Below are 22890 nucleotides of genomic sequence, written 5' to 3'. Positions count from 1 at the left end.
AAAGCGACGCTCGGAGTGGCGGGCGCCCTGCTGATGGCCGGCTGCGTCGGACCGGGCGGACGATCGGCGCCACCGGCGCGGTCCTCGCGGCCGGTCGCTGCGACGCCGCAGCCGTCGTCGCTGCCGACGCGACCGGGCGTGGTGCGTCAGCCGGTGGCGTCGGCGCCGCTCCCGGCCTTTGCCGCCGCCGTCGTTCCCGGTGCGACGAGCGCCGCGGTGGCGGGCCTCACCCCGGCGATCGATCTGGCGACCGTGCCGCTCGACCCCGCGCAGGCGCGTGCGGCGCTGGCGGCGTTCCGAATCTCCTGTCCCAGCCTGATCCGCCGCACCGACACCTCGGGGATGACGATCGGCAGCGACTGGCAGGCAGCGTGCACCGAGGCGGCGCGCACCGATCCGGCCGCCGCGACATCCTTCTTCCAGCGCTGGTTCGAGGCGGTGCAGGTCGGTGACGGCCGCGCCTTCGCGACCGGCTATTACATCCCCGAAATCGCCGGCTCACGCCGCCCGCGCGCGGGCTATGTGCCGATCTACGGGCGGCCGACCGATCTGATCGAGGTCGATCTCGGCGCCTTTTCGCCGACCTGGACCGGGAAGAAGATCCGCGGGCGCGTGCAGGGCATGAGCCTGATCCCGTACTTCGATCGCACCGCGATCGAGGAGGGCGTGCTCAACGGCCGCGCGCCGATCCTCGGCTATGCCGCCGATCCCGTCGAGCTGTTCTTCCTGCAGGTGCAGGGCTCGGGCTTCATCCGCCTCGACGAGGGTGGGGTGCTCCGCATCGGCTATGACACGCAGAACGGGCGCGACTACACCGGCATCGGCGCGTTGATGAAGAGCCGCGGGCTGCTCGGCCCCGGCCAGTCGTCGATGCAGGGGATCGTCGCCTGGCTGCACGCGCATCCCGACGAAGGCCGCGCGATCATGCGCGAGAACAAGAGCTACGTCTTTTTCCGCGAGTTGACCGGCGCGCCGCAAGGCGCGCTCGGCCTCCCGGTCAGCGGCGGCGCGACCGTCGCCGCCGATCCGAAGTTCGTGCCGCTCGGCGCGCCGGTGCTGCTGTCGATGGATCGCACCGACGCCAACGGCATCTGGATCGCGCAGGACACCGGCGGCGCGATCAAGGGCAGCAACCGCTTCGACACCTTCTGGGGGGCGGGCGAGGAAGCGCGCGCGATCGCCGGCGGGATGAGCGCACGCGGCACCGCCTTCGTGCTGTTGCCGCGCGGCAGCTATGCGCGCTGGCGGGCAGGGCAGGCGGCGAGTGGCGGCACGACGCCTCGGCCCTGACGAGGAGGCGCTGTGGGCGCGGGTGCGCGCGACCGTGCGCGCGATGCCCGGGCGCAAGGCCGCCGCGCCGTCGCCCGAACGGCTGCCGCTGCCTGCGCCCGCCACGGGCATGACCGTTGCCGGCGTTCCGACCCCGCCGCCATCGCACGCGCGTCGTGAGCCCGGCCATACGCTCGACGGCGGCTGGGACCGGCGGCTGGCGAGCGGCGTGGTCGCGCCCGATCGCACGATCGACCTGCACGGCCATACGCTGGCGAGCGCGCATGCCGCGCTTGAAATGGGGCTGGGTCAGGCGTTGATGCACGGTGATCGCGTCATCCTGCTCATCACCGGAAAGCCGCCGCGCCCCGAGAGCCAGCGTCCGCACGCCCGCGGTGCGATCCGCGCCGCGATCCCCGACTGGCTGCGGCTCTCTGCGTTCTCGGGCGCGATCGCCGCGGTGCGCAACGCCCATCCCCGCCATGGCGGGGCGGGAGCCCTGTACGTGGTGCTACGCCGCCGGCGTTGAAAACGCGCGCTGGATGATCCGCGCGTAGATATCGCGCAGTTGTTCGAGATCGGCGATCGCCACCGCCTCGTCGGCCTTGTGCATCGTCGCATTGAGCAGCCCGAACTCGACGACCGGACACAGCGCCCGCAGAAAGCGCGCGTCCGAGGTGCCGCCGGTGGTCGACAGCTCCGGCGTCCGCCCGGTCACCTCCAGCACCGCTGCCGACACCAGCGCCGACAACGGCCCCGGCGCGGTCAGGAACGCCTCGCCGGAGATGCGCGGCGTGACGATCGCCTCCGGCGCATGGCGGTGCACGATCGCCGCGATCCGCTCGGCCAGATCTTGCCCGCGCTGGAGATCGTTGAAGCGGATGCTGATCCGCGCCGTCGCGCGCGCCGGGATGACGTTGGTGGCCGGATTGCCGACCGTCACGTCGGTAATTTCAAGGTTCGACGGCTGGAACCAGTCGCTCCCCTGATCGAGCACCAGCGCGTCCAGCTCGGCGAGGATCGCGACCAGCCGCGGGATCGGATTGTCGGCGAGTTGCGGATAAGCGACATGCCCCTGCCGCCCGGGTACGTCGATCCAGATGTTGACCGAACCGCGCCGCCCGATCTTCACCATGTCGCCCAGCGCAGCGACCGACGTCGGCTCGCCGACCACGCACAGCTCGGGCAGGACGCCACGCTCGCGCATGCGCTCGATCAGCGAAACGGTGCCGAACGTTGCCGGCCCTTCCTCGTCGCCGGTGATGATGAGCGTCAACCGCCCCGCATCGGCGGGCACGCGCGCCGCAGCAGCGATGAACGCCGCGACCGCGCCCTTCATGTCGACCGCACCGCGCCCGACCAGCAAGCCGTCACGCTGCTGGGGCGCGAACGCATCGGCGCTCCACCCGTCGCCGGGCGGCACGACATCGACATGCCCGGCGAACGCGAGATGCGGTCCGCTCGTCCCGCGCGTGGCGAGCAGATTCTCCACCGGACCATCCGGCGCCTCGCCATGAACCAGCCGCTCGACCGCGAAGCCGATCGGCACCAGCGCCGCCTCCAGCACGTCGAACACCGGTCCACGCGCCGGGGTGACGCTCTCGGCAGCGATCAATAGACTGGCGAGTTGAACGACATCGATCAACAGAAGGGCTCCCTATGCCGAAACTGGACATTGCCGCCGTGCCGCCGGTTCAGGGCAGCGACTATCCGCCGCCGTTCGCCGCCGCGGCCTCGGGCCGGCTGGTGCGCGATCTGGCCGCGGCGGGGGGACTGGAGGATTTCGTCGCGACGCACGTCACGATCCCACCCGGCGGCTGGTCGTCGCAGCGGCATTGGCATGAGGGCGAGGACGAGATCGTCGTCGTGCTCTCCGGCACCGCGACGCTGGTCGACGACGGTGGGGCGCACCCGATGCGCGCCGGCGAGATCGCGATATTCCCGAAGGGCGACGCCAACGCCCACCATCTTCGCAACGACGGCGATGTGCCCTGCGTGCTGTTCGCGGTCAGCCTGCCGGAGCGCTCGACGGTCCATTATCCCGATATCGCAATGCGCTGGTCGCCCGACACCGGCTACGAACGCGACTGACATCAGGTGACGGGCTGTTCGAACTTCTCGATCACCCATTCCTCTTCCTGCGCGCCCGCGATCCAGTCCTGCATGAACGGGTGCTGGAGCACCGCCAGCACATAAGCGGCGGCGAAGCGTGGGGTCGGCAGCGAATAGGTCGCGATGCGCGTGCAGACCGGTGCGAACATGATGTCGGCCGCGCCGAACTCGCCGAACAGAAAATCGCCGCCGCTGCCGAACCGCGCACGCGCCTGCGCCCAGAGTTCGAAGATTCGCGTCAGGTCCGCGCGCACGTCGTCATCGGGAGCGACGGGCGGATAGACCTGCCGGACGTTCATCGTGTGCTTGCGGCGCAGCGCGGCGAAACTGGAATGCATCTCGGCCGCCATCGAGCGCGCCATTGCCCGCGCCGCCTCGTCCGCCGGCCAGAACGGCTCGCGCCCGACCTTGTCGGCGAGATAGTCGACGATCGCGAGGCTGTCCCAGACGACCGCGTCGCCATCCCACAGGATCGGCACCTTGCCCGACGACGGTGCGAATTCGTCGCCCTCGCGGCGGCGGTCCCATGCGTCGTCGTACAGCGGGACGACCACTTCCTCGAACGGGAGACCCGATTGCCGGCACGCGAGCCAGCCGCGCAGCGACCAGGAGGAATAGGCCTTGTTGCCGATGATGAGCTTCATGGCTCCGGAGTAGGGAGCATTGGCGCACAGGGCAACGTCGCACGCGCAATTGGCGAGCGATCCGTTAACCGCAGCCGTACATCGACTGGCAGGCAAGCGCCGTTACGCAGGGGAAACGAGAAGGATCGCGACGAAGGAGCATTGTCATGGCGAGTTTCCCCCCGAACAAGGCAGCGCTGGGCGCGACGACCCCGGCGTTCGTTCAGGCGCCCACGTTCATCTTTTCGCCCGGTGCGCCCGCACCGAGCCGGTCCGAACTGCTGCGTCAGCAGATCGCCGCCGCCCGCAGCGCGCGTCGCGCCACGATCTGGTAAGCGTTTCAGCATCGCCCCGGACCTGATCCGGGGCCGTCCCGTCGCTCCCGCCGGTGAAGCGGCGAGCGTCACGTCAGCGTCGCGAGCCCGCGGCGTTCAGCCGATCGCCTCGACCACCGCCGCCCGTAATTCGGCGATTCCCATCCCGCCCTCGCTGGAGGTGACGATGATCTCGGGATGCGCCGCCGCCCGCTTGCGCGCCTCGGCCTCGGTCGCGGCGACGGTGACCGCGAGATCGCTGGCCTTCACCTTGTCGGCCTTGGTCATCACCAGCCGGTAGCTCACCGCGGCGCGGTCGAGCATCTCGAGGATCTCGCGGTCGACGTCCTTGATCCCGTGACGGCTGTCGATCAGCACCAGCGCGCGCTTGAGCGCCTGTCGCCCGCGCAGATAGTCGTTCACCAGGAACCGCCATTTCTTGACGATGTCCTTGGGTGCCTTGGCGAATCCGTACCCGGGCATGTCGACCAGCCGGAAGGCGAGCGGATCGCCGACGTCGAAGAAGTTCAGCTCCTGCGTCCGCCCCGGCGTTACCGAGGTGCGCGCCAGCGCCTTGCGCCCGGTCAGCGCGTTGAGCAGCGACGACTTGCCGACGTTCGAGCGCCCCGCGAACGCCACCTCCGGCACGTCGTCCGGTGGCAGAAAGTTCAGCGCGGGTGCCGACTTCAGGAACTCGATCGGCCCGGCGAAGCGCTTGCGTGCCGCCTCGATCGCGTCCGCGTCAAAGCTGGGATTGATGTCGCTCACTTGGCCGGCGCGTTCTTCAACTGCGGATGGCGGCTGTAGAGCCACTTCTGCTGCAGGATCGAGATGCAGTTGGTGGTGATCCAGTAGATCTGCAGCCCGACCGCGAACGGCGCCATCACGAACATCAGCACCCATGGCAGGATCGCGAACACCTGCTGCTGCGCCGGGTCCATCTGCGTCGGGTTGAGGCGGAACTGGAAGAACATCGAAATGCCAAGCAGCACCGGCACCACGCCGATCGCGAGGAAGTGCGGCAGCGTGATCGGGATATAGCCGAACAGGTTAAGGATCGTCGCGGGATCGGGCGCGGACAGGTCCTTGATCCACAAGGCGAACGGCTGGTGACGCATTTCGATCGTCAGCATCAGCGCCTTGTACAGCGCGTAGAAGATCGGGATCTGGATCAGCGACGGGACGCAGCCGGCGAGCGGATTGACCTTCTCCGACTTGTAGAGCGCCATGATCTCCTGCTGCTGGCGCTGCTTGTCGTCCTTGAAGCGCTCCTGGATCGCCTTCATCTTCGGCTGGAGCGCGCGCATCGCCGCCATGCTCGCGAACTGGCGCTGCGCGATCGGGAAGACCAGCAGGCGGATCGTCAGCGTCAGGATGATGATCGCGACGCCGAAATTGCCGACGATGCGGAACAGCCAGTCGAGATAATAGAAGATCGGCTTCTCGACCAACCGGAACCAGCCCCAGTCGATCGCGTAATCCAGCTTCGTCACCGCACCGGTATCGGTGTAGCGGTCGAGCAGCTTCACCTCCTTGGCGCCCGCGAACAGCTTGGCGGTCTGCGTCAGCTGACGACCCGGCGGCAGCATCTGCGGCGCGGTGGTAAAGTCGGCCTGATAGGCGCTGTTCGCCCCGGCACGGAACTGCCCGTCGAACGCGCGCCCCTGATCGGGGACAAGCGCCGCCAGCCAGTATTTGTCGGTGAAGCCCAGCCAGCCGCCGGTCGTCGTGAAGCGGGTCGGCTCCTTGTCGACGTCCTTGAAATTGGGATTGTAGTGCGCCGCGCCGTTGTTGACCGACATCGGCCCGGTGTGGATCGTCCAGCTGTCCGGGTCCTTCGACACGCCGACCCGGCTGACGAGACCATAAGCGGCGACCGGCACTGCCGCACCACCGCCATTGGCGACGGTCTGCTTGACGGTGAACAGATAGTCGTTGTCGATCGCGATCTCGATCGCGAACCGCTGTCCCTGCGGGTTGCTGGCGGTGAGAGTCACCGGCTTGTTCGGGGTCAGCACCGGAGCGGAGGCGGTCCAGACGGCGTCCGCCGCGGGCGGGGTCAGCCCGTCCGCGCGCCAGCCGAAGCCCGCGAAATAGGCGTCGGTGGTCCCGGCCGGCGAGAACAGCCGGATCGGCGGCGAGTCCTTCGCGATCGATTCCTTGTAGCGGGTCAGCACCAGATCATCGATCCGCGCGCCCTTCAGGTTGATCGAGCCCTTCAGCGCGGGCGTGTCGATCCGCACGCGCGGGCTTTCGGCCAGTACGACGGCGCGGTCGCGGATCGCCGCTGGCGAGTCGGCGGTCGGGTCCGCGGCGGAATTGGGCAGCGGCTTGTTCTTGCCGTCGACCATCCTGGTCGCGGGCGGGTTCGCCGTCGGGAAGACGCGGCTCTGGATCAGCGGCCATCCGAACAGGATCAGCGCCGCGATCACCGCGAACAGCACGAAGTTCTTGCTCTCGTCCTTCACCAGCGTCCCACGCTTTCCTTATGGCACCGGATCATGCCCGTGCCCGCCCCAGGGATGGCACCGCGCAATCCGGCGTATTGCCAGCCAACTACCTTTGCCCGCGCCATAGCGGCGAAGCGCCTCGATTGCATAGGCGGAACATGACGGCTGAAACCGGCACGAGGGCGGCAGCAGGACCGACGGCCCCAGCTGCCACCCGCGGGCGAGCAGGATCAGCACGCGCGCGATCACCGTCTCGGCCGTGACCGGTTGCCCCCCGGCGCGACGCTGCGGCTCTTCGCCAGCGCCTTGGCCAGATGCGCGCGCAGGTCCGCATAATCGGAGGTGAGCGCCGCCTCGCGCCCGATCAGCACGTGATCGGCGCCGGGCCAGCCATGTTCGGGCAAAATCTCGCGCGCCAGCGCTCGGAAGCGCCGCTTGATGCGGTTGCGCACCACCGCATTGCCGACCTTCTTGGTGACGGTGATGCCGATCCGCATCGTCGTGTCACTATCGTCACGCGGTTGCACCAGAAGCACGAAGCCGGGCATCGGCACCCGACGCCCGGCGTTCGCGGCCAGATAGTCCGGCCGTCTGGTCATCCGCCCGACCGCGGCCGAAGCCACGGGCGGGCGGGGATCGGTCGTGCTTACGCCGACAGCTTCTTGCGACCGCGTGCGCGACGCGCCCGGATCACCGCCCGGCCGCCGACCGTGGCCATCCGCGCGCGGAAGCCGTGACGGCGGGCGCGCACCAGATTGCTCGGCTGAAAGGTCCGCTTCATCGTTCATGTCCCGAAATCGAATGTCGAAGGGCCGCCCAAGCGGACGGCCCGAAAGAAGGACGCCGTTAGGGGAGGCCGCCGCCAAAGTCAACGCGCCGCCGCACGATCGCGCGCGCGCCGCCGCAGTGCGCTGCGTCGCCGCAGCGCGACGTCGACGATGTCGCCGAGTCGCGGCCAGCGCCGCTTGCCGCGTGCGAACCAGCTGCGCGCGCGCGCCGAATTGCGCAGGATCAGCACCAGCCCCGCCGCCATTGGGAACACCCCGCCAGGACCCGGGAGGGGCGCGATCACCGCAGCGAGTAACAGCAACAGGCCGCCGAGCAGCAATTGCGCATATCGCAGGGCCGGATGGCGGCGGGTCATGTCGGCCATGTGGCGGTAGTGTATTGCAGTTGCAAGTCACCATTGGTCCGTTTCCCGCCTCCACAAGGCCGCACCGGGCGGCCCGGACGGGGGAATATGGTAGCGATCGTAACGACGGTAGCCTATCTCGGGCTGGAGGCGCGCAGCGTCGAGGTACAGGTGCAGCTGATCCCCGGCGTCCCGGCGTTCAACGTCGTCGGGCTGGCGGACAAGGCGGTCGGCGAAAGCCGCGAGCGCGTCCGCGGTGCGGTCGCGGCGATGGGGCTGTCGCTTCCGCCCAAGCGGATCGCGGTGAACCTGTCGCCGGCCGATCTGCCCAAGGAGGGCTCGCACTTCGATCTGCCGATCGCACTCGGGCTGCTCGCGGCGATGGGGGTGGTGGATGCCGAGGCGCTGGCCGACTATGTGATCGTCGGCGAGCTGGGGCTCGACGGGCGGCTGGCGCCGTCGCCGGGCGTGCTGCTCGCCGCGCTCCACGCCGCGGAGACGGGGCGGGGGCTGATCTGCCCCGCCGCGCAGGGCAGCGAGGCGGCGTGGAGCGGCAGCATCGAGGTGATCGCCGCGCCCGACCTGCTCGCGCTGCTCAACCATCTGAAAGGCCATGGCCTTCTCGCGCTACCCCGCCCCGGCGAGGTGGTCGAGGTGCGTACCGGTCCCGATCTGCGGCAGGTCAAGGGGCAGGAGGTTGCCAAGCGCGCGCTCGAGGTCGCCGCGGCGGGCGCGCACAATCTGCTGTTCGTCGGGCCGCCGGGCGCGGGCAAGTCGCTGATGGCGGCGTGCCTGCCCGGCATCCTGCCGCCGCTCGACCCGGCCGAGGCGCTGGAGGTGTCGATGGTCCAGTCGGTGGCGGGCACCTTGCCCGGCGGCACGCTGACCCGCACGCGCCCGTTCCGCGCCCCGCACCACTCGGCGAGCATGGCGGCGCTGACCGGCGGCGGGCTGAGGGTGAAGCCCGGCGAGGTCAGCCTCGCGCACCACGGCGTGCTGTTCCTCGACGAGCTGCCCGAATTCCAGCGCGCGGTGCTCGATTCGCTCCGCCAGCCGCTGGAAAGCGGTACCGTCAGTGTCGCACGCGCCAATGCGCACGTCACCTATCCGGCGCGGGTCCAGTTGATCGCCGCGATGAACCCGTGCCGCTGCGGGCACCTCGGCGATGCGTCGCTGGCGTGCGCGCGGGCGCCGAAATGCGCGGCGGACTATCAGGCGAAGGTTTCCGGTCCGCTGCTCGACCGCATCGACCTGCACGTCGAGGTCGCGGCGGTCAGCGCGGTCGACCTGACCTTGCCGCCCCCGGCGGAGGGCTCGGCAGAGGTGGCGGCGCGGGTGGCTGCCGCGCGAGGAGTGCAGGCGGCGCGACTGGCGGATAGCGGATTGCGGACGAATGCCGAACTCGACGGCGACACGCTCGAACGCTTCGCCTCACCCGATGCCGCGGGGCGCGAGTTGCTGGCGCAGGCGGCGGTGGCGATGAAGCTGTCGGCGCGCGGCTATACCCGCATTCTCCGTGTTTCACGCACCATCGCCGACCTCGCCGGGGCTGACACGGTGGGTCGCATTCATATCGCCGAGGCGCTGAGCTACCGGCGGCAACCACCACGGAATTGACGTGCAGATTGCCGCAAACCAATGCCGTCATTCCCGCGAAGGCGGGAATCCAGAGTGGCCGCGGGCGGGCAGCCAAACCCTCAAACCTCCCGGAAACTCTCCACCTCGCGCGCCGGCCCGTCGCCTGACGGCGCCGCTGCGCCGGCGATCACCGGCGACTCGCGCGGGTCTAGTCCGCCCTCCCATTTCGCGATCACCGCGCTCGCCACCGCATTGCCGATCACGTTGGTCGCGGTGCGCCCCATGTCGAGGAAATGGTCGATCGCCAGCACCAGCAGCAATCCCGCCTCGGGCAGGTTGAACATCGGCAGCGTCGCCGCGATCACGACGAGGCTCGCGCGCGGCACGCCCGCGATACCCTTCGACGTGACCATCAGCACCAGCAGCATCGTCACCATCTGCCCCAGCGACATGTCGATGCCATAGGCCTGCGCGATGAAGATCGAGGCGAAGGTCATGTAGATCATCGACCCGTCGAGGTTGAACGAATAGCCGAGCGGCAGCACGAAGCTCGCGATCCGCGGCGGCACCCCGAAGCGGTCGAGCGCCTCCAGCATCCGCGGATAGGCCGCCTCCGACGAGGCAGTCGAGAAGGCCACCAGCAACGGTTCGCGGACGTAGCGGATCAGGTCGCGGATTCGGGAACCGATGAACAGGAACCCGATCCCGAGCAGCACCGCCCACAGCGTCAACAGCGTCAGGTAGAAGCTGCCCATGAAATAGGCGAGCTGCCCGATCACCGCCGGCCCGCGCTCGGTCAGCGTTCCCGCCACTGCCGCGAACACCGCGACGGGCGCGACGCGCATGACGTAATCGGTGACCTGCAACATCACATGGACCAGCGCGTCGATCGCCTTGACCAGCGGCGCGGCCTTTTCGCCGACCGCGGTGATCGCGACGCCGACGAACACCGACATGACGACGATCTGCAGGATCTCGTTCTTCGCCATCGCATCGACCATCGAGGCGGGGACGATATGCGTGAAGAAGTCCTTGAGGTTGAACGCTGCGGTTTCCAGTCCGCTCGATTGACCCGCCGGCGGCAGCGCCAGCCCGATCCCGACCCCCGGCTGGAGCAGATTGACCATCACCAGCCCCAGCGTCAGCGACAACAGGCTGGCGGAGATGAACCACGCGAGGCTCCGCGCGCCGATCCGGCCGAGCGCAGCGGTGTCGCCCATCTGCGCGATCCCTGACACCAGGGTCGCGAAGACCAGCGGCGCGATGATCATCTTGATAAGCCGCAGGAAGATCGAGGTCAGGATCGAGAAATAGCCGGCGATCTCCGTCAGACGCAGCTGCGCCGCCGGGCTGCCGTCGTCGAGCCAGGTGTTGAGCACCAGTCCGACGATCAACCCGAGCACCAGCCCGCCAAGAATATAAAGGGTCAGCCGCTTGGCCATTCATCGCTCCCGTATGCGCGTATAGGGAAGGGGATTGCGGTCGCGCGGTCAAGCACCGTATCGTCCGCAACCATGTTCCCCACCGCCTTCCGCCCGTCCCGGCGCGCGCTGCTCGGCGGCGGCGCCGCCCTGCTCACCGCCGCGATCGTCCGCGCCGCCGAGCCCGATCTCGCCGGCCTGTCCGACATGACCGCCGGCGCGATCCCGATCGGGGTGGCAGAGCGACAGGCGCGGCTGGCGCGCGCGCAGGCGCTGATGCGCGCCAGCGGGATCGGCGCGGTACTGATCGAACCGGGATCGAGCCTAATCTATTTCACCGGCGTCCGCTGGGGGCGCAGCGAGCGGCTGACCGCGGCGGTGCTCCCGGTCGACGGCGATCCGTGCATCGTCACGCCGTTCTTTGAGGAGCCCTCGGTCCGACAGACGCTGGCGGTGCCCGCCGAGGTCCGCGTCTGGCAGGAGGATGAAGACCCGCTCAAGATCGTCGCCGGCTTCCTGCGCGACCGCAAGCTGGCGGCGCACACGATCGGCATCGAGGAAAGCGCGCGCTTCTTCGCGTTCGACGGACTCGCACGGGCGGTGCCCGGTGCGACGCTGGTCAGCGCCAATCCGGTCGTGCGCGGCTGCCGGATGATCAAGACGCCGGCCGAGATCGCCTTGATGCAGCTCGCCACCGACGTCACGATCGCCGCCTATCGCTGGACCTTTCCGCGCGTCGTGGCCGGGATGACGGGGACGGAGATCGGCGCACTGATGAACGCCGCGACGCGCCGGCTGGGCGGCGATCCCGAATTCGCGCTCGCGCTGATCGGCCCGGCCGCGGCGCTGCCGCACGGCAGCCGCGAGGTGATCCGCGTCGCCGACGGACAGGTCGTCCTCATGGACTGCGGGTGCACGGTGCAGGGCTATCAGTCGGACGTGTCGCGGACCTGGGTGCATGGGCGTGCGAGCGCCGAGCAGCGCAGGGTCTGGGAGCAGGTCAGGGCGGCGCAGGCGCTGGCGTTCCGCACCGCGCGGATCGGCGTCGCCGCGGGCGCGGTCGACGATGCGGTTCGCGCGCATTACGAGCGGCTCGGCTACGGACCGGGCTACCGGCTGCCGGGGCTCTCGCATCGCACCGGGCACGGCATCGGCATGGACGGGCACGAGCCGGTCAACCTCGTCCACGGCGAGCCGACGACGCTCGCCCCCGGCATGTGCTTCTCGGACGAGCCCGGGCTGTATCTTCCGGGCAAGTTCGGGGTGCGGCTCGAGGATTGCTTCCACATGAACCCGAGCGGTCCGGCGTGGTTCAGCACCCCGCCGGAGTCGCTCGAGCGCCCGGTCTGATCGTCAGGCGGTCACCACCGCTTTGTGACGCCGGCGCAGCGAAGCGCCGGTGATCGCGAAGCCGGCGATCATCATCGCCCATGTCCCCGGCTCGGGCACGGCGGGGGTGTAGTCATAGGTCAGCGTATAATCGGCGACGCCGCAGAGATCCTCGCCGGGCGCGATCGGATTGCCGCCGAGCACGATGCAGCCGCCCTGCAGCTGGCTGACCGCTCCGCCCATCGGAACGCCGCTGAAGCTGGTGTCGCCGGAGCCGACGGTCTGGCCATAGTCATAGCCGTTGAAGGTCACCCGGCGGTTCAGGAACGCGGCTGGATCGAAGGTGAAGGTGGCCGCACCGCTCGCCCGCACCGTGAAGAAACCGAAGTTCCGCCCGTCGCTTTGCTGGTCGAGCGGGACGACGCTGGTGCCTGCGCCCGTCAGCGAAACGAACGGCATGTCCAGCGCGGCATTGTCCGACCGCAGCTGCCACTGGCCGTCGATCGTCCACGCCAGACTGGCGGTGGTCGCGCCACCGCTCGGCACCGACACCACCCAGCCGCGCGACTTGTTGAGCGCGACCGTCAACGTCACCTTGTCAAGCGTGCCGAGCCGCGTATCGAAACCGCTGAAGCCGGTCAGGGCGACCTGTTCGCTGTCGGTCTGGATCAACGTCGCCGCCGACGCGACATGCGCCGTCGAGGCCGCGACGACCGCGGCCAGCCCGAGCAGAACCTTCATGTATCTTCCCCCGAATCTTCGCTCAACGGCTTCGCATACATAGTTAATTCAGACAACAGGCGCTGCGGCGAGTCGTGAGGGCTACCGAGGCTCTAGGCACGGGGCCGTTCGCGGATTAAGTCGAGCACCATGACCGCTACCAACGACATCCGCCGCTCGTTCCTCGACTATTTCGGTTCGGCCGGGCACCAGATCGTGCCCTCGGCGCCGCTGGTGCCGCAGAACGATCCGACGCTGATGTTCGTCAACGCCGGCATGGTGCCGTTCAAGAACGTCTTCACCGGGCTGGAGACGCGGCCGTACCGCACCGCGACCTCGTCGCAGAAATGCGTCCGCGCCGGCGGCAAGCACAACGATCTCGACAATGTCGGCTATACCGCGCGTCACCATACCTTCTTCGAGATGCTGGGGAATTTCAGCTTCGGCGACTATTTCAAGGAACAGGCGATCACCCACGCCTGGACCTTGCTGACCAGGGAATGGGGGCTGCCCGCCGACCGGCTGACCGCCACCGTCTTTCACACCGACGATCAGGCGTTCGAGCTGTGGAAGAAGATCGCCGGACTCCCCGATCACCGCATCATCCGCATCGCGACCAAGGACAATTTCTGGGCGATGGGCTCGGACGGGCCGTGCGGTCCGTGCTCGGAGATTTTCTACGATCATGGCGAGCACATCCCCGGTGGCCCGCCGGGCAGCCCCGACGAGGACGGTGACCGCTTCGTCGAGATCTGGAACCTCGTGTTCATGCAGCATGTGCAGGAGGCCGATGCGATCGTCGGCGATCTGCCGCGCCCGTCGATCGACACCGGCATGGGGCTGGAGCGTGTCGCCGCGGTGATGCAGGGCGTCACCGACAATTACGACACCGACACGTTCAAGGCGCTGATCGCCGCCTCCGGCGCGCTGACCCACACGCACACGACCGGCGACAATCAGGCGAGCCATCGCGTGATCGCCGACCACCTGCGCTGCTCGGGCTTCCTCGTCGCCGACGGCGTGCTGCCAGCGAACGAGGGGCGCGGTTACGTCCTGCGCCGGATCATGCGCCGCGCGATGCGCCACGCGCATCTGCTGGGCGCGAAGGAGCCGTTGATGCACCGGCTCGTCCCGGCGCTCGTCGCCGAGATGGGCGCGGCCTACCCGGAACTGATCCGCGCGCAGCCGCTGATCGAGGCGACGCTGCGGCAGGAGGAGACGCGCTTCCGTCAGACGCTCGACAAGGGGCTGCGACTGCTCGACGACGCGACGACGGGGATGAAGCCCGGCGACACGCTGTCCGGCGACACCGCCTTCCGCCTCTACGACACCTATGGCTTCCCGTATGACCTGACCGAGGACGCGTTGCGCGCGCAGGACTTCAAGGTCGACCGCGCCGGCTTCGATGCCGCAATGGCCGAGCAGAAGCGCGCCGCGCGCGCCGCATGGAAGGGCTCGGGCGCCAAGGCGTCCGACGACCTGTGGTTCGATCTGGTCGAGGAAGTCGGCGCGACCGAATTCACCGGCTACAGCAGCGACGTCGGCGAGGGCGTCGTGCTCGCGCTGGTCAAGGACGGTGCGCGCGTCGACCAGGCCGCCAGCGGCGACAGGGTCGACGTGATCGTCAACCAGACCCCCTTCTACGGCGAGAGCGGCGGGCAGGTCGGCGACGCCGGCGTCATCAGCAGCGACAATGGGTTGCGCGCCGACGTTGCCGAAACGTCGAAGCAGCTCGGCAAATTGTTCGTCCACCATGCGACGATCGCCGCGGGCGCGCTGAAGGTCGGCGACACCGTCAAGCTGGCGATCGACGTCGCGCGCCGCGCCGCGATCCGCGCCAACCACTCGGCGACGCACCTGCTCCACGAGGCGCTGCGCCAGAAGATCGGCACGCATGTCGCGCAAAAGGGCTCGCTGGTCGCGCCAGAGCGGCTGCGCTTCGATGTCTCGCACAACAGCGCGATGACCGCCGACGAACTCGCCGAGGCCGAGCGCGCGGTCAACGCGCAGATCCGCCGCAACGGCAGCGTCGAGACGCGGCTGATGACCCCCGACGAGGCGATCGCCGAGGGCGCGATGGCGCTGTTCGGGGAGAAATACGGCGACGAGGTCCGCGTCGTCTCGATGGGCAGCGAGGACGACGGCAAGACCTATTCGATCGAATTGTGCGGCGGCACCCACGTCCGCGCGCTCGGCGACATCGGCGTGTTCAAGATCGTCGGCGAGAGCGCGGTGTCGTCTGGCGTGCGGCGCGTCGAGGCGTTGACCGGCGAGGCGGCGCGGCAATGGCTCAATGCGCGCGACGAGAAGCTGCGCGAGGCGGCGGCGACGCTCAAGGCGTCCCCCGACGAGGTGCCCGCGCGCGTCGCGGCGCTGGTCGAGGATCGCCGCCGGCTCGAGCGCGAACTCGCCGAGGCGAAGAAGGCGCTGGCGCTCGGCGGCGGCAGCGGCGGTGCGCCCGCTGGACCCGAGACGGTCGGCGGTGTCGGCTTCGTCGGGCAGGTGCTCGACGGCTTCGAGGCCAAGGGGCTGCGCGGCGCGGTCGACGATGCCAAGGCGCGCGTCGGCTCGGGGGTCGCGGCGCTGGTCGCGGTTAACGACGGCCGCGCCTCGGTCGCGGTCGGCGTGACCGCCGATCTTGCCGGCGAAATCAGCGCGGTCGAGCTGCTGCGTCAGGCCGTGGCGGTGCTCGGCGGGCAGGGCGGTGGCGGCCGCCCCGACATGGCGCAGGGCGGTGGTCCGGACGGCGACAAGGCCGCCGAGGCAATCGCCGCGATCCGCGGTGCGCTGGAAGCGCGCACGGTCACCGCTTAGCAGGACGTCGCCGCGGACCTGAACCGGCGCCCGCTTTGTCCGTCATTGCGGGTATAGCGAGGCAATCCAGAGCTGGATCAGAGCGCCCTGGATTGCTTCGCCGCGCTCGCGATGACGATTGGCCAGGTCAAACCGCGCATCCGGACGGGGGACCGAGGGACCGGCTTCGGCGCTTCCCCTGCACTCAGATAAACAAAACGCCGCCCGTGCCTGACCGCACGGACGGCGCTCTGCCGATCGGGCGGCGGGGCCGAAGCCCCGCCCACCTTCGATCAACGCGTCTTGCGCTTGGCCTTGGCCGGGGCGGCGCTCTGCGTCGTCGCCGTGGTGTCGGCCGTCGCGGTCGTCGCATCGGCGGTGGTGCCCGCCGCTGCGGTTGCGCCGCCCGACGGCGCCGCCCCCGCCATCGCGGCCTTGAGCTGCGCCGCGGTCATGCCGAGCAGGATACCCTGCGGTCCCGGACCGAAGCCGGTGACCGGCAGCACGGCATCGCCGTCGGCGGTGGTCAGCGTCACGCCGCTGGCATCGACCGACTTGATCGTGCCGAGCTGCGCGCCGCCCGTGCCATAGACGGTCGCGCCCGGGACCAGCTTGGCCTTGAAGTCGGCCGAGGCCTGTGCCTGCTGCTGACCGGCAGCGGCCTCGAGCTGCGCCTTGGTCATCGCCAGCACCGGACCCTGTGCACCCGCGCCGAGCGACGTCAGCGGAATCGCCGCCTTGACGGTGCCGGTGTTGACCACGGCGTTGGTACCGTCGGTCGACTCGACCGTGCCGACCACGCCGCCCGACGTGTCGTACACGGTCGCGCCGGTGGTGACGGCGGCGCCCGCCGCCGGGGCGGCCTGTCCGGCCGCTGGCGCCTGCGCCGGGGCCTGTGCCTGCGCCAGGGCGGCGCCCGGGATCAATGCGGCAGAAGCCAAGGCGAGGATGGCGAAATGCTTCACGAGGAACTCCTTTACTCGTTGGCAAGAAACTGGGTCGGGTCCAAACGGTCGTTCCCGAGCAGGGTTCCGAATCTGTAACAATCCGCCTTGCCCTGCGATGAACGTCTTGTTCACCTTATCGATGTTCCCTGATCGTTCCTGATGCGCTAGGCGTGAACAATGGCGAAGGTTCAGAAGAGATTTGTCTGCCAGTCGTGCGGCTCGGTCCATCATCGCTGGCAGGGGCAATGCGTCGATTGTTCGGAATGGAACACCTTGGTCGAGGAAGCGCCGCTCAACGCGACGCCGTTTCAGGCCAAGCACAATCTGCAGGGCGGCGGACGGATGATCGCGATGACCGCGCTCGACGCCCAATCGGCGCTTCCGGACCGGCTGCCGTTCGGGATTGCCGAGTTCGATCGCGCGCTGGGCGGCGGGCTGGTGGCGGGATCGGCGACGCTGATCGGCGGCGATCCGGGGATCGGCAAGTCGACCCTGCTGTTGCAGGCCGCCGCGGCGCTGGCGCGCGCCGGACATGATGTCGCCTATGTCTCGGGCGAAGAGGCCGCGGATCAGGTGCGGCTTCGCGCGCAGCGACTCGGGCTCGGCGATGCACCGGTGCGGCTCGCGGCGGCAACATCGACGCGCGACATCCTGACCACGCTCTCGCAGGGAACGCCGCCGCGGCTGCTGGTGATCGACTCGATCCAGACGATGCATTCCGACCTGATCGAGGGCGCGCCGGGCACCGTCAGCCAGGTGCGCGCGACCGCGCAGGAGCTGATCCGCTTCGCCAAGGAGCGCGGCACCGCGGTGGTGCTGGTCGGGCACGTCACCAAGGATGGATCGATCGCCGGGCCGCGCGTGCTCGAACATATGGTCGATACGGTGCTCAGCTTCGAGGGCGAGCGCAGCCATCAATATCGCATCCTGCGCAGCCTCAAGAACCGTTTCGGCGGCACCGACGAAATCGGTGTGTTCGCGATGGCCGGGGATGGATTGGTCGAGGTATCAAACCCTTCCGCGCTGTTCCTGACGCAGCGTGAGGAGGGCGTGACCGGCGCGACGGTGTTCCCGGCGCTGGAGGGCACGCGCCCGGTGCTGGTCGAGATCCAGGCGCTGGTCGTGCGTGTCGCGAGCGGGGCGACCCCACGCCGTTCGGTGGTCGGCTGGGACTCGGCGCGGCTGGCGATGATCCTCGCGGTGCTGGAGGCGCGCTGCGGGCTCAGCTTCTCGACCTGCGAAGTCTATCTCAACGTTGCGGGCGGCTATCGCATCCAGGACCCCGCCGCCGATCTTGCGGTTGCCGCGGCCTTGGTTTCCGCGCTCAGCGAACGGCCGGTGCCCGCCGACGCGGTTGCGTTCGGTGAGATTGCCTTGTCGGGCGAACTGCGCCCGGTCGCGCACGCGCCGCTGCGCCTGAAGGAAGCCGCCAAGCTCGGGTTCGAGCGTGCGCTGCTGCCCGCCGCGGTCGAACGCGCGACGATGCGCCAATCGGCGTTCCGGACGCTGGGGCAATTCGTCGACCATCTGCTCGGGCGCGGCTGAGCGGGGCTGTCCTACAGCGTCCAACATCGGGCAGGCTGGCAGTCCCGGGACGGCGGCGCTCGCAGCGGCCGGGTGCGCGAGCACCGATTTGCGCCACCTTCGCCAACATCCGGCCCTAGCCGATCGCGGGATCGCGCCATAAGGAGGGGGGCATGAACCTCGAGCCGCTCGACATCGCCGTCCTCGTGCTCGTCGCGCTGACCGCACTCGGCGGGGCGCGGCGTGGCTTCGTCGGCGAGGTGCTGGCGCTGTTCGCCTGGGTGGCGATGATCTTCGCGCTCAAGATCTTCCATCTGCCGCTGTCGAAAATGCTGGCCGGCTCGATCGCCAGCGTCTCGGGCGCAGCGGTGCTGGCGTTCGTGCTGCTGACCGGCGGCACCTATCTGCTGAGCCGCCTCCTCATCAACGCCATTTCCGCGCGGACCCGCACCTCGGTGCTGGGGCCGATCGACCGTGCACTCGGCTTCGGCTTCGGCGCGCTCAAGGGGCTGATCCTCGCGAGCCTCGCCTTCCTCTTCCTCGTCTTGCTGCTCGACCTGACCGGTGGTGGGCCGACGCATCGTCCGGCGTGGCTGAAGAATGCGCGGACCTTCCCGCTGCTGGTGGCGACCAGCGGCGCGGTCGCCGACTTCGTCGACCGCCGGCGCAAGGGGCAGCCGGTGTTCGGCCCGCGCACTCCCTCCCGCTCCAGCGACGGACGTTCATGAGCCTCGACCTCTACACCCCCGATATCAGCGCATTGGCGATCGGCAATCCGTATCCGGAGCGGCTGTCCGACGCGCATGGCTCGGCCGAGCGCCGCTCGCCGATCTGCGGCAGCCGCGTGACCGTCGATGTCCGGCTGGGGGAGGACGGGCGAGTCGCCGCACTGGGCACGCAGGTGCGCGCCTGCCTGCTCGGTCAGGCGTCCTCGACGCTGCTGGCGCGGCACGCCATCGGCCGCTCGGTGGAGGAACTCGCCGCCACGCGTGACGCGCTGACGCAATGGCTCGCGGGCGCGGGCGAGGTCCCGTCCTGGCCCGGGATCGACATTTTCACGCCGGGGCTGAAGCTGACCGCCCGCCATCCCTCGATCCGCCTCGCCTTTGAGGCGGCGGTCGAGGCCGCCGAACAGGCGCGCGCTGCGAGGACCGGCTGATGGAACATGCCGATCTCTCGATGATTCGCGACGGTACGATCCTGCTCGGCTCCGGGCTGATGTTCGTGCTGCTGTTCCGGCGGCTCGGCCTCGGTGCGACGCTGGGCTTCCTCGTCGCGGGGGCGGTGGTCGGGCCGCATCTGCTCGGGCTGGTCGGCGATGCCGAGGCGAAGCTGGGCTTTGCCGAGCTCGGGATCACGCTGCTGCTGTTCATCGTCGGGCTGGAGCTGAGCCCGCAGCGCTTGTGGCGGTTGAAAGAGGATATTTTCGGGCTCGGGCTGATCCAGGTCGTCGCCTGCGGTATCGCGCTGGCGGCGATCCTGGCGCTGGCGGCGCATTTCTCGCTCGCCGCCGCGCTGGCGGTCGGGATGCCGCTGGCGCTGTCGTCGACCGCACAGGTTCTGCCGATGCTGCAATCCTCGGGGCGGCTGCGCACTCCGTTCGGAGAACGCGCCTTTTCGATCCTGTTGTTCCAGGATCTCTCGATCATCCCGATGATCACGATCATCGCGGCGATGAGCCGCAACCCGGCCGCGACCAGCGGTCCGGAGGGCTGGGTGCTCGGCGTCTACACGGTCCTGGCGGTCGGCGGGCTGGTCGCCGCCGGGCGCTTCGTGATGCGGCCGTTGTTCCGGCTGATCGGGCATCTGGGCGAGCGCGAGATGTTCGTGTTCGCAGCATTGTTCACGGTGATCGCCGCCGCCGCGGTGATGGAGCGGCTCGGCCTGTCGACCGCGCTCGGCGCGTTCGTGGCGGGCGTGATGCTTGCCGACAGCCCGTACCGGCATGAACTCGAAGCGGATGTCGAGCCGTTCCGCGCGATCCTGCTCGGGCTGTTCTTCCTGGCGGTTGGGATGATGCTCAATCTCGAGGCGATCGCCGAGCGGCCTGCCTTCGTCATCGCGATGGCGGCGGCGCTGATCGCGACCAAGGCGGGGATCATCACCGTGCTCGGGCTGGCGTTCCGCATGGGCTGGCGGCAGGCGCTCGCGCTCGGGTTGCTGCTCAGCCAGGGTGGCGAGTTCGGGTTCGTGCTGCTCGCGCAGGCGCAACAGGCGCTACTGATCGCGCCCGACGCCGCGAGCCTCTTCGGCGCGATCATCACGCTGTCGATGGCGACGACGCCGTTCCTGATGATGTTCACGCGCCGCTTCCGCGAGCAGCCGATCGCCGCGCAGACCGACCGCGACGGTCCGCGCGCGGACGGCGCGAACGCGATCATCGTCGGCTACGGCCGTTTCGGGCAGACGGTCGGCCAGATGCTGATGGCGCAGGATATTCCCGTAACGCTGATCGACACCGACATCGAGATGATCGACATCGCGGGCGAACTGGGCTCGAAGGTCTATTATGGCGATGGCACCCGGCTCGATCTGTTGCGACAGGCGGGCGCCGCGGAGGCCGAGGTGATCCTGTTCTGCATGGACGGCGATCAATTGTCGCTCGAGCAGCTGGAAGCGGTCCATGAGGCCTTTCCGAACGCGGCGCTCTACGTCCGTGCCTATGATCGTCGTGCGCTGGTGCGCCTGAAGAACGGCCCGGCGCGGGCGGTGGTGCGCGAGGTGCTGGAATCGGCGGTGAAGATGGCGCGACTCGCGATGGGCGGGCTCGGGGTCGCCCCGGGGGAGATCGAGCGCGCCGAGCAGATGTACCGCGCCAGCGACAAGGAGCGGCTGCGCATCCAGATCGAGGCGAGCGATCCGCAGGCGGCCCGGGCGATGATCGCCGAGCAGCATCCTTGGGGCGGGGGAGAGCGGTCATGAACCTGATCGTGATGCTGGCGGCGCTGTCGGGCGCGATCGCGGTCGCGGCGGGGGCGTTCGGCGCGCATGGCGCGAGCGGCGCGGCGGTGGAGTGGCTGAAGACCGGCGCGCATTATCAGCTCGTTCATGCGCTCGCGGCGCTGGTCGCGATGCGGCTCGACGCGCGCGGTCCGGCGTGGCTGTTCCTTGCCGGTGGCGCGGTGTTCGCCGGCACCTTGTACCTGATGGCGCTCGGTCTGCCGCGGTGGCTCGGCGCGGTGACGCCGATCGGCGGCGCGTTGCTGATCGCCGCCTGGCTGTGGCTGGCCTGGATGGGCGCGCGCGGCTGAGCGCTCAGCGGACCGCATTGGCCGGGAGCACCTCGTCGCTTTCGCCTCGCTCGGGATTGCGGATCGACGGACGCAAGCGCGCGAGGCTGCAGATCCCTGCGACCACCGCCAGTCCGGCGGCGACCAGCGCTGGGGTCGGCCCCGCACCGACGCCGAGCGCGAGCAGCGCCGCGACCAGAGTCGCCCCGGTGGTCTGCCCGACGAGCCGGACGGTACTGACCAATCCGCCCGCCGCCGCGGCCCGCTCGCGTGGCGCGGAGCCGATGATGAGGCGGGCATTCGGGGGTAGAAACGTCCCGAAGCCGGCACCGCACAGCGACATGCGCCATGCGATGTCGAACCACGATGGATCGGCGGGCATGAACGCCAGCAGCAGCAGTGCGGTGGTCGAGATCGCCATGCCGACGCCGCCCAGCAGCCCTGCCGGCACACGGTCCGACAACCACCCCATCAGCGGCGCCACGATCATGTTCGTCAGCGGCCATGGCGCGATGACCGCGCCGACGGCAGCGGCGGTCATCCCGTAGCTGTGCGTCAACCGGAACGGCGTCGACAGCAGCAGCGTCATCGAAGCGGTGAAGGCGGTGAACCCGCCCAGCGTCGACAAGGCGATCACCGGACGCGACAGCAGGTCGACCGGCAGGATCGGTTGCGCCGACGACCGCTCCCGACGAACGTAGAAGCGCCCGATCACCATCCCTGCCGCCACGATCGCGAGCGAGACCACCGGGCTGTCGCCATGCACCGCGCTTTCCGCGCCGCCGATGATGAGCCCGAACATCGCCGCGCACATCACTGCGCCGGTCACGTCGAACGGCCGGTCGCGCGGGGCAGGATCGGGGAGCGCGCGGCCGAGCAGCAGCGAGGCGATCGCGAACGGGATGGCGCTGGCGAACACCCACGGCCACGGAGCAATCGACAGCACCAGGCCGCCGAGCGTCGGCGCAGCTGCCGCCGAGGAGGCGACGACCACCGAGTTGATCCCCAGCCCGCGCCCGAGCTGTGCCGCCGGATAGGTCTGGCGGATCAGCGCCGACGCGACCGCAAGCGCCCCCGCCGCGCCGACCGCCTGCACCGCGCGCACCACCAGCAGGAAGGGCAGGCTCTTGGCGAAAAAGCACAGCAGCGTCGCGACGGTGAACACCAGCTGCCCGAGCTGGTACATGCGCTTCAACCCGATCCGGTCGCCCAGCCCGGCAAAGGGCAGCATCAGCATGACCAGCATCAACTGGTAGACGGTGACGATCGCGACCACCGACGACGATCCGACGTTGAGATCGCGCGCGATCGTCGGCAAGGCGACGTTGGCGACGCCGCCGTCGATGATCACCAGCGCGGTGCCGAATGACAAAGCGCCGATCGCCGCGTAGCGACGGGGAAGGGGAAGGCCGTCGCCGGCCGGTCGCAACTCGGTCATGGTGCGGGCG

General features: G+C 69.4%; 24 protein-coding genes. 12 read left to right on the top strand and 12 right to left on the bottom strand.

What is annotated here, in order from left to right:
* Positions 1-33: 33 nt before the first annotated feature.
* Both mltA and FHS97_RS00975 read left to right on the top strand, forming a co-directional pair.
* Positions 34-1290, top strand: a complete 1257-nt coding sequence (mltA, locus tag FHS97_RS00980; RefSeq protein ID WP_184033008.1) for a murein transglycosylase A — start codon at positions 34-36, stop codon at positions 1288-1290.
* Positions 1265-1798: a Smr/MutS family protein gene (locus FHS97_RS00975; protein ID WP_343053341.1), complete on the top strand. Its 534-nt coding sequence runs from the start codon at positions 1265-1267 to the stop codon at positions 1796-1798. Before mltA ends, FHS97_RS00975 begins: the two co-directional genes overlap by 26 nt.
* On the opposite strand, the gene dapE is transcribed toward FHS97_RS00975, so the two are convergent.
* Positions 1781-2914: a succinyl-diaminopimelate desuccinylase gene (gene dapE / locus FHS97_RS00970; RefSeq protein ID WP_184032505.1), complete on the bottom strand. Its 1134-nt coding sequence runs from the start codon at positions 2912-2914 to the stop codon at positions 1781-1783. The two genes, FHS97_RS00975 and dapE, sit on opposite strands and share 18 nt — an antisense overlap.
* Positions 2915-2928: 14 nt before the next feature.
* Here dapE and FHS97_RS00965 point away from each other — a divergent pair, with 14 nt between their 5' ends.
* Entirely contained in the window at positions 2929-3360 is a 432-nt protein-coding gene (locus FHS97_RS00965; RefSeq protein WP_184032504.1) for a cupin domain-containing protein, read from the top strand.
* Between the two features lie 2 nt (positions 3361-3362).
* Here FHS97_RS00965 and FHS97_RS00960 read toward each other — a convergent pair whose 3' ends face one another.
* Positions 3363-4025 (bottom strand): glutathione S-transferase family protein, encoded by a 663-nt coding sequence (locus FHS97_RS00960; protein WP_184032502.1) that lies wholly within the window; start codon positions 4023-4025, stop codon positions 3363-3365.
* Positions 4026-4171: 146 nt separating this feature from the next.
* Here FHS97_RS00960 and FHS97_RS00955 point away from each other — a divergent pair, with 146 nt between their 5' ends.
* Complete coding sequence (locus FHS97_RS00955; protein WP_184032500.1) at positions 4172-4339, top strand: hypothetical protein; 168 nt, start codon at positions 4172-4174, stop codon at positions 4337-4339.
* Between the two features lie 96 nt (positions 4340-4435).
* Here the strand turns inward: FHS97_RS00955 and yihA are convergent, their stop codons facing one another.
* The 6 genes from yihA to FHS97_RS00925 form a co-directional block, all read right to left on the bottom strand.
* Positions 4436-5086: a ribosome biogenesis GTP-binding protein YihA/YsxC gene (gene yihA / locus FHS97_RS00950; protein ID WP_311770349.1), complete on the bottom strand. Its 651-nt coding sequence runs from the start codon at positions 5084-5086 to the stop codon at positions 4436-4438.
* Positions 5083-6786 carry a membrane protein insertase YidC gene (gene yidC / locus FHS97_RS00945; protein ID WP_343053340.1) on the bottom strand — a complete coding sequence of 568 codons (1704 nt, stop codon included), beginning with the start codon at positions 6784-6786 and terminating at the stop codon, positions 5083-5085. The genes yihA and yidC overlap by 4 nt, the downstream gene beginning before the upstream one ends.
* A gap of 18 nt (positions 6787-6804) precedes the next feature.
* A complete protein-coding gene (yidD, locus tag FHS97_RS00940) occupies positions 6805-7017 on the bottom strand; it encodes a membrane protein insertion efficiency factor YidD (RefSeq protein ID WP_184032497.1) in 213 nt (70 codons plus the stop codon).
* Positions 7014-7367: a ribonuclease P protein component gene (rnpA, locus tag FHS97_RS00935; protein ID WP_184032495.1), complete on the bottom strand. Its 354-nt coding sequence runs from the start codon at positions 7365-7367 to the stop codon at positions 7014-7016. The genes yidD and rnpA overlap by 4 nt, the downstream gene beginning before the upstream one ends.
* A gap of 47 nt (positions 7368-7414) precedes the next feature.
* Positions 7415-7549, bottom strand: coding sequence for a 50S ribosomal protein L34 (gene rpmH, locus FHS97_RS00930; protein ID WP_028056723.1), 135 nt, complete (start codon positions 7547-7549; stop codon positions 7415-7417).
* Between the two features lie 87 nt (positions 7550-7636).
* Positions 7637-7921, bottom strand: coding sequence for a hypothetical protein (locus FHS97_RS00925; protein WP_246346357.1), 285 nt, complete (start codon positions 7919-7921; stop codon positions 7637-7639).
* An 87-nt stretch (positions 7922-8008) separates the two neighbouring features.
* On the opposite strand from FHS97_RS00925, the gene FHS97_RS00920 reads away from it, so the two are divergent.
* A complete protein-coding gene (locus FHS97_RS00920; protein WP_184032493.1) occupies positions 8009-9517 on the top strand; it encodes a YifB family Mg chelatase-like AAA ATPase in 1509 nt (502 codons plus the stop codon).
* A gap of 80 nt (positions 9518-9597) precedes the next feature.
* Here FHS97_RS00920 and FHS97_RS00915 read toward each other — a convergent pair whose 3' ends face one another.
* Positions 9598-10920 carry a dicarboxylate/amino acid:cation symporter gene (locus FHS97_RS00915; RefSeq protein ID WP_184032491.1) on the bottom strand — a complete coding sequence of 441 codons (1323 nt, stop codon included), beginning with the start codon at positions 10918-10920 and terminating at the stop codon, positions 9598-9600.
* A 72-nt stretch (positions 10921-10992) separates the two neighbouring features.
* Between FHS97_RS00915 and FHS97_RS00910 the strand changes: the two genes are divergently transcribed.
* Positions 10993-12249 carry a M24 family metallopeptidase gene (locus tag FHS97_RS00910; RefSeq protein WP_184032489.1) on the top strand — a complete coding sequence of 419 codons (1257 nt, stop codon included), beginning with the start codon at positions 10993-10995 and terminating at the stop codon, positions 12247-12249.
* 3 nt (positions 12250-12252) lie between these two features.
* On the opposite strand, the gene FHS97_RS17325 is transcribed toward FHS97_RS00910, so the two are convergent.
* Positions 12253-12969, bottom strand: a complete 717-nt coding sequence (locus FHS97_RS17325; RefSeq protein WP_246346356.1) for a choice-of-anchor E domain-containing protein — start codon at positions 12967-12969, stop codon at positions 12253-12255.
* A gap of 129 nt (positions 12970-13098) precedes the next feature.
* On the opposite strand from FHS97_RS17325, the gene alaS reads away from it, so the two are divergent.
* A complete protein-coding gene (gene alaS, locus FHS97_RS00900; protein ID WP_184032487.1) occupies positions 13099-15762 on the top strand; it encodes an alanine--tRNA ligase in 2664 nt (887 codons plus the stop codon).
* A gap of 272 nt (positions 15763-16034) precedes the next feature.
* Here alaS and FHS97_RS00895 read toward each other — a convergent pair whose 3' ends face one another.
* Entirely contained in the window at positions 16035-16706 is a 672-nt protein-coding gene (locus tag FHS97_RS00895; RefSeq protein ID WP_184032485.1) for a hypothetical protein, read from the bottom strand.
* A 159-nt stretch (positions 16707-16865) separates the two neighbouring features.
* Here FHS97_RS00895 and radA point away from each other — a divergent pair, with 159 nt between their 5' ends.
* The 5 genes from radA (at position 16866) to FHS97_RS00870 (ending at position 21463) form a co-directional block, all read left to right on the top strand.
* Positions 16866-18233, top strand: coding sequence for a DNA repair protein RadA (gene radA / locus FHS97_RS00890; protein ID WP_184032484.1), 1368 nt, complete (start codon positions 16866-16868; stop codon positions 18231-18233).
* 152 nt (positions 18234-18385) lie between these two features.
* Complete coding sequence (locus tag FHS97_RS00885) at positions 18386-18940, top strand: CvpA family protein (protein ID WP_184032483.1); 555 nt, start codon at positions 18386-18388, stop codon at positions 18938-18940.
* A complete protein-coding gene (locus FHS97_RS00880) occupies positions 18937-19371 on the top strand; it encodes an iron-sulfur cluster assembly scaffold protein (protein WP_184032482.1) in 435 nt (144 codons plus the stop codon). Before FHS97_RS00885 ends, FHS97_RS00880 begins: the two co-directional genes overlap by 4 nt.
* A complete protein-coding gene (locus FHS97_RS00875; protein WP_184032481.1) occupies positions 19371-21134 on the top strand; it encodes a cation:proton antiporter domain-containing protein in 1764 nt (587 codons plus the stop codon). Before FHS97_RS00880 ends, FHS97_RS00875 begins: the two co-directional genes overlap by 1 nt.
* Positions 21131-21463, top strand: a complete 333-nt coding sequence (locus tag FHS97_RS00870; RefSeq protein WP_184032480.1) for a DUF423 domain-containing protein — start codon at positions 21131-21133, stop codon at positions 21461-21463. The genes FHS97_RS00875 and FHS97_RS00870 overlap by 4 nt, the downstream gene beginning before the upstream one ends.
* 4 nt (positions 21464-21467) lie before the next feature.
* On the opposite strand, the gene FHS97_RS00865 is transcribed toward FHS97_RS00870, so the two are convergent.
* Positions 21468-22880 carry an MFS transporter gene (locus FHS97_RS00865; protein WP_184032479.1) on the bottom strand — a complete coding sequence of 471 codons (1413 nt, stop codon included), beginning with the start codon at positions 22878-22880 and terminating at the stop codon, positions 21468-21470.
* Positions 22881-22890 lie beyond the last annotated feature (10 nt).

The sequence above is a fragment of the Sphingomonas endophytica genome, from assembly GCF_014199415.1.
In the GTDB taxonomy this organism is placed as follows: Bacteria; Pseudomonadota; Alphaproteobacteria; order Sphingomonadales; family Sphingomonadaceae; genus Sphingomonas; species Sphingomonas endophytica.
This window is presented reverse-complemented; position numbering and strand designations above follow the sequence as displayed.

What these genes read in the sequence shown, in the direction of transcription:
- FHS97_RS00960 (WP_184032502.1), bottom strand. Translation starts at nt 4,025, where the DNA reads ATGAAGCTCATCATCGGCAACAAGGCCTATTCCTCCTGGTCGCTGCGC.
- alaS (WP_184032487.1), top strand. Translation starts at nt 13,099, where the DNA reads ATGACCGCTACCAACGACATCCGCCGCTCGTTCCTCGACTATTTCGGT.
- FHS97_RS17325 (WP_246346356.1), bottom strand. Translation starts at nt 12,969, where the DNA reads ATGAAGGTTCTGCTCGGGCTGGCCGCGGTCGTCGCGGCCTCGACGGCG.
- FHS97_RS00875 (WP_184032481.1), top strand. Translation starts at nt 19,371, where the DNA reads ATGGAACATGCCGATCTCTCGATGATTCGCGACGGTACGATCCTGCTC.
- FHS97_RS00920 (WP_184032493.1), top strand. Translation starts at nt 8,009, where the DNA reads ATGGTAGCGATCGTAACGACGGTAGCCTATCTCGGGCTGGAGGCGCGC.
- FHS97_RS00885 (WP_184032483.1), top strand. Translation starts at nt 18,386, where the DNA reads ATGAACCTCGAGCCGCTCGACATCGCCGTCCTCGTGCTCGTCGCGCTG.
- FHS97_RS00910 (WP_184032489.1), top strand. Translation starts at nt 10,993, where the DNA reads ATGTTCCCCACCGCCTTCCGCCCGTCCCGGCGCGCGCTGCTCGGCGGC.
- FHS97_RS00955 (WP_184032500.1), top strand. Translation starts at nt 4,172, where the DNA reads ATGGCGAGTTTCCCCCCGAACAAGGCAGCGCTGGGCGCGACGACCCCG.
- FHS97_RS00865 (WP_184032479.1), bottom strand. Translation starts at nt 22,880, where the DNA reads ATGACCGAGTTGCGACCGGCCGGCGACGGCCTTCCCCTTCCCCGTCGC.
- FHS97_RS00965 (WP_184032504.1), top strand. Translation starts at nt 2,929, where the DNA reads ATGCCGAAACTGGACATTGCCGCCGTGCCGCCGGTTCAGGGCAGCGAC.
- FHS97_RS00880 (WP_184032482.1), top strand. Translation starts at nt 18,937, where the DNA reads ATGAGCCTCGACCTCTACACCCCCGATATCAGCGCATTGGCGATCGGC.
- FHS97_RS00870 (WP_184032480.1), top strand. Translation starts at nt 21,131, where the DNA reads ATGAACCTGATCGTGATGCTGGCGGCGCTGTCGGGCGCGATCGCGGTC.
- FHS97_RS00925 (WP_246346357.1), bottom strand. Translation starts at nt 7,921, where the DNA reads ATGGCCGACATGACCCGCCGCCATCCGGCCCTGCGATATGCGCAATTG.
- radA (WP_184032484.1), top strand. Translation starts at nt 16,866, where the DNA reads ATGGCGAAGGTTCAGAAGAGATTTGTCTGCCAGTCGTGCGGCTCGGTC.
- rpmH (WP_028056723.1), bottom strand. Translation starts at nt 7,549, where the DNA reads ATGAAGCGGACCTTTCAGCCGAGCAATCTGGTGCGCGCCCGCCGTCAC.
- mltA (WP_184033008.1), top strand. Translation starts at nt 34, where the DNA reads ATGGCCGGCTGCGTCGGACCGGGCGGACGATCGGCGCCACCGGCGCGG.
- rnpA (WP_184032495.1), bottom strand. Translation starts at nt 7,367, where the DNA reads ATGACCAGACGGCCGGACTATCTGGCCGCGAACGCCGGGCGTCGGGTG.
- FHS97_RS00915 (WP_184032491.1), bottom strand. Translation starts at nt 10,920, where the DNA reads ATGGCCAAGCGGCTGACCCTTTATATTCTTGGCGGGCTGGTGCTCGGG.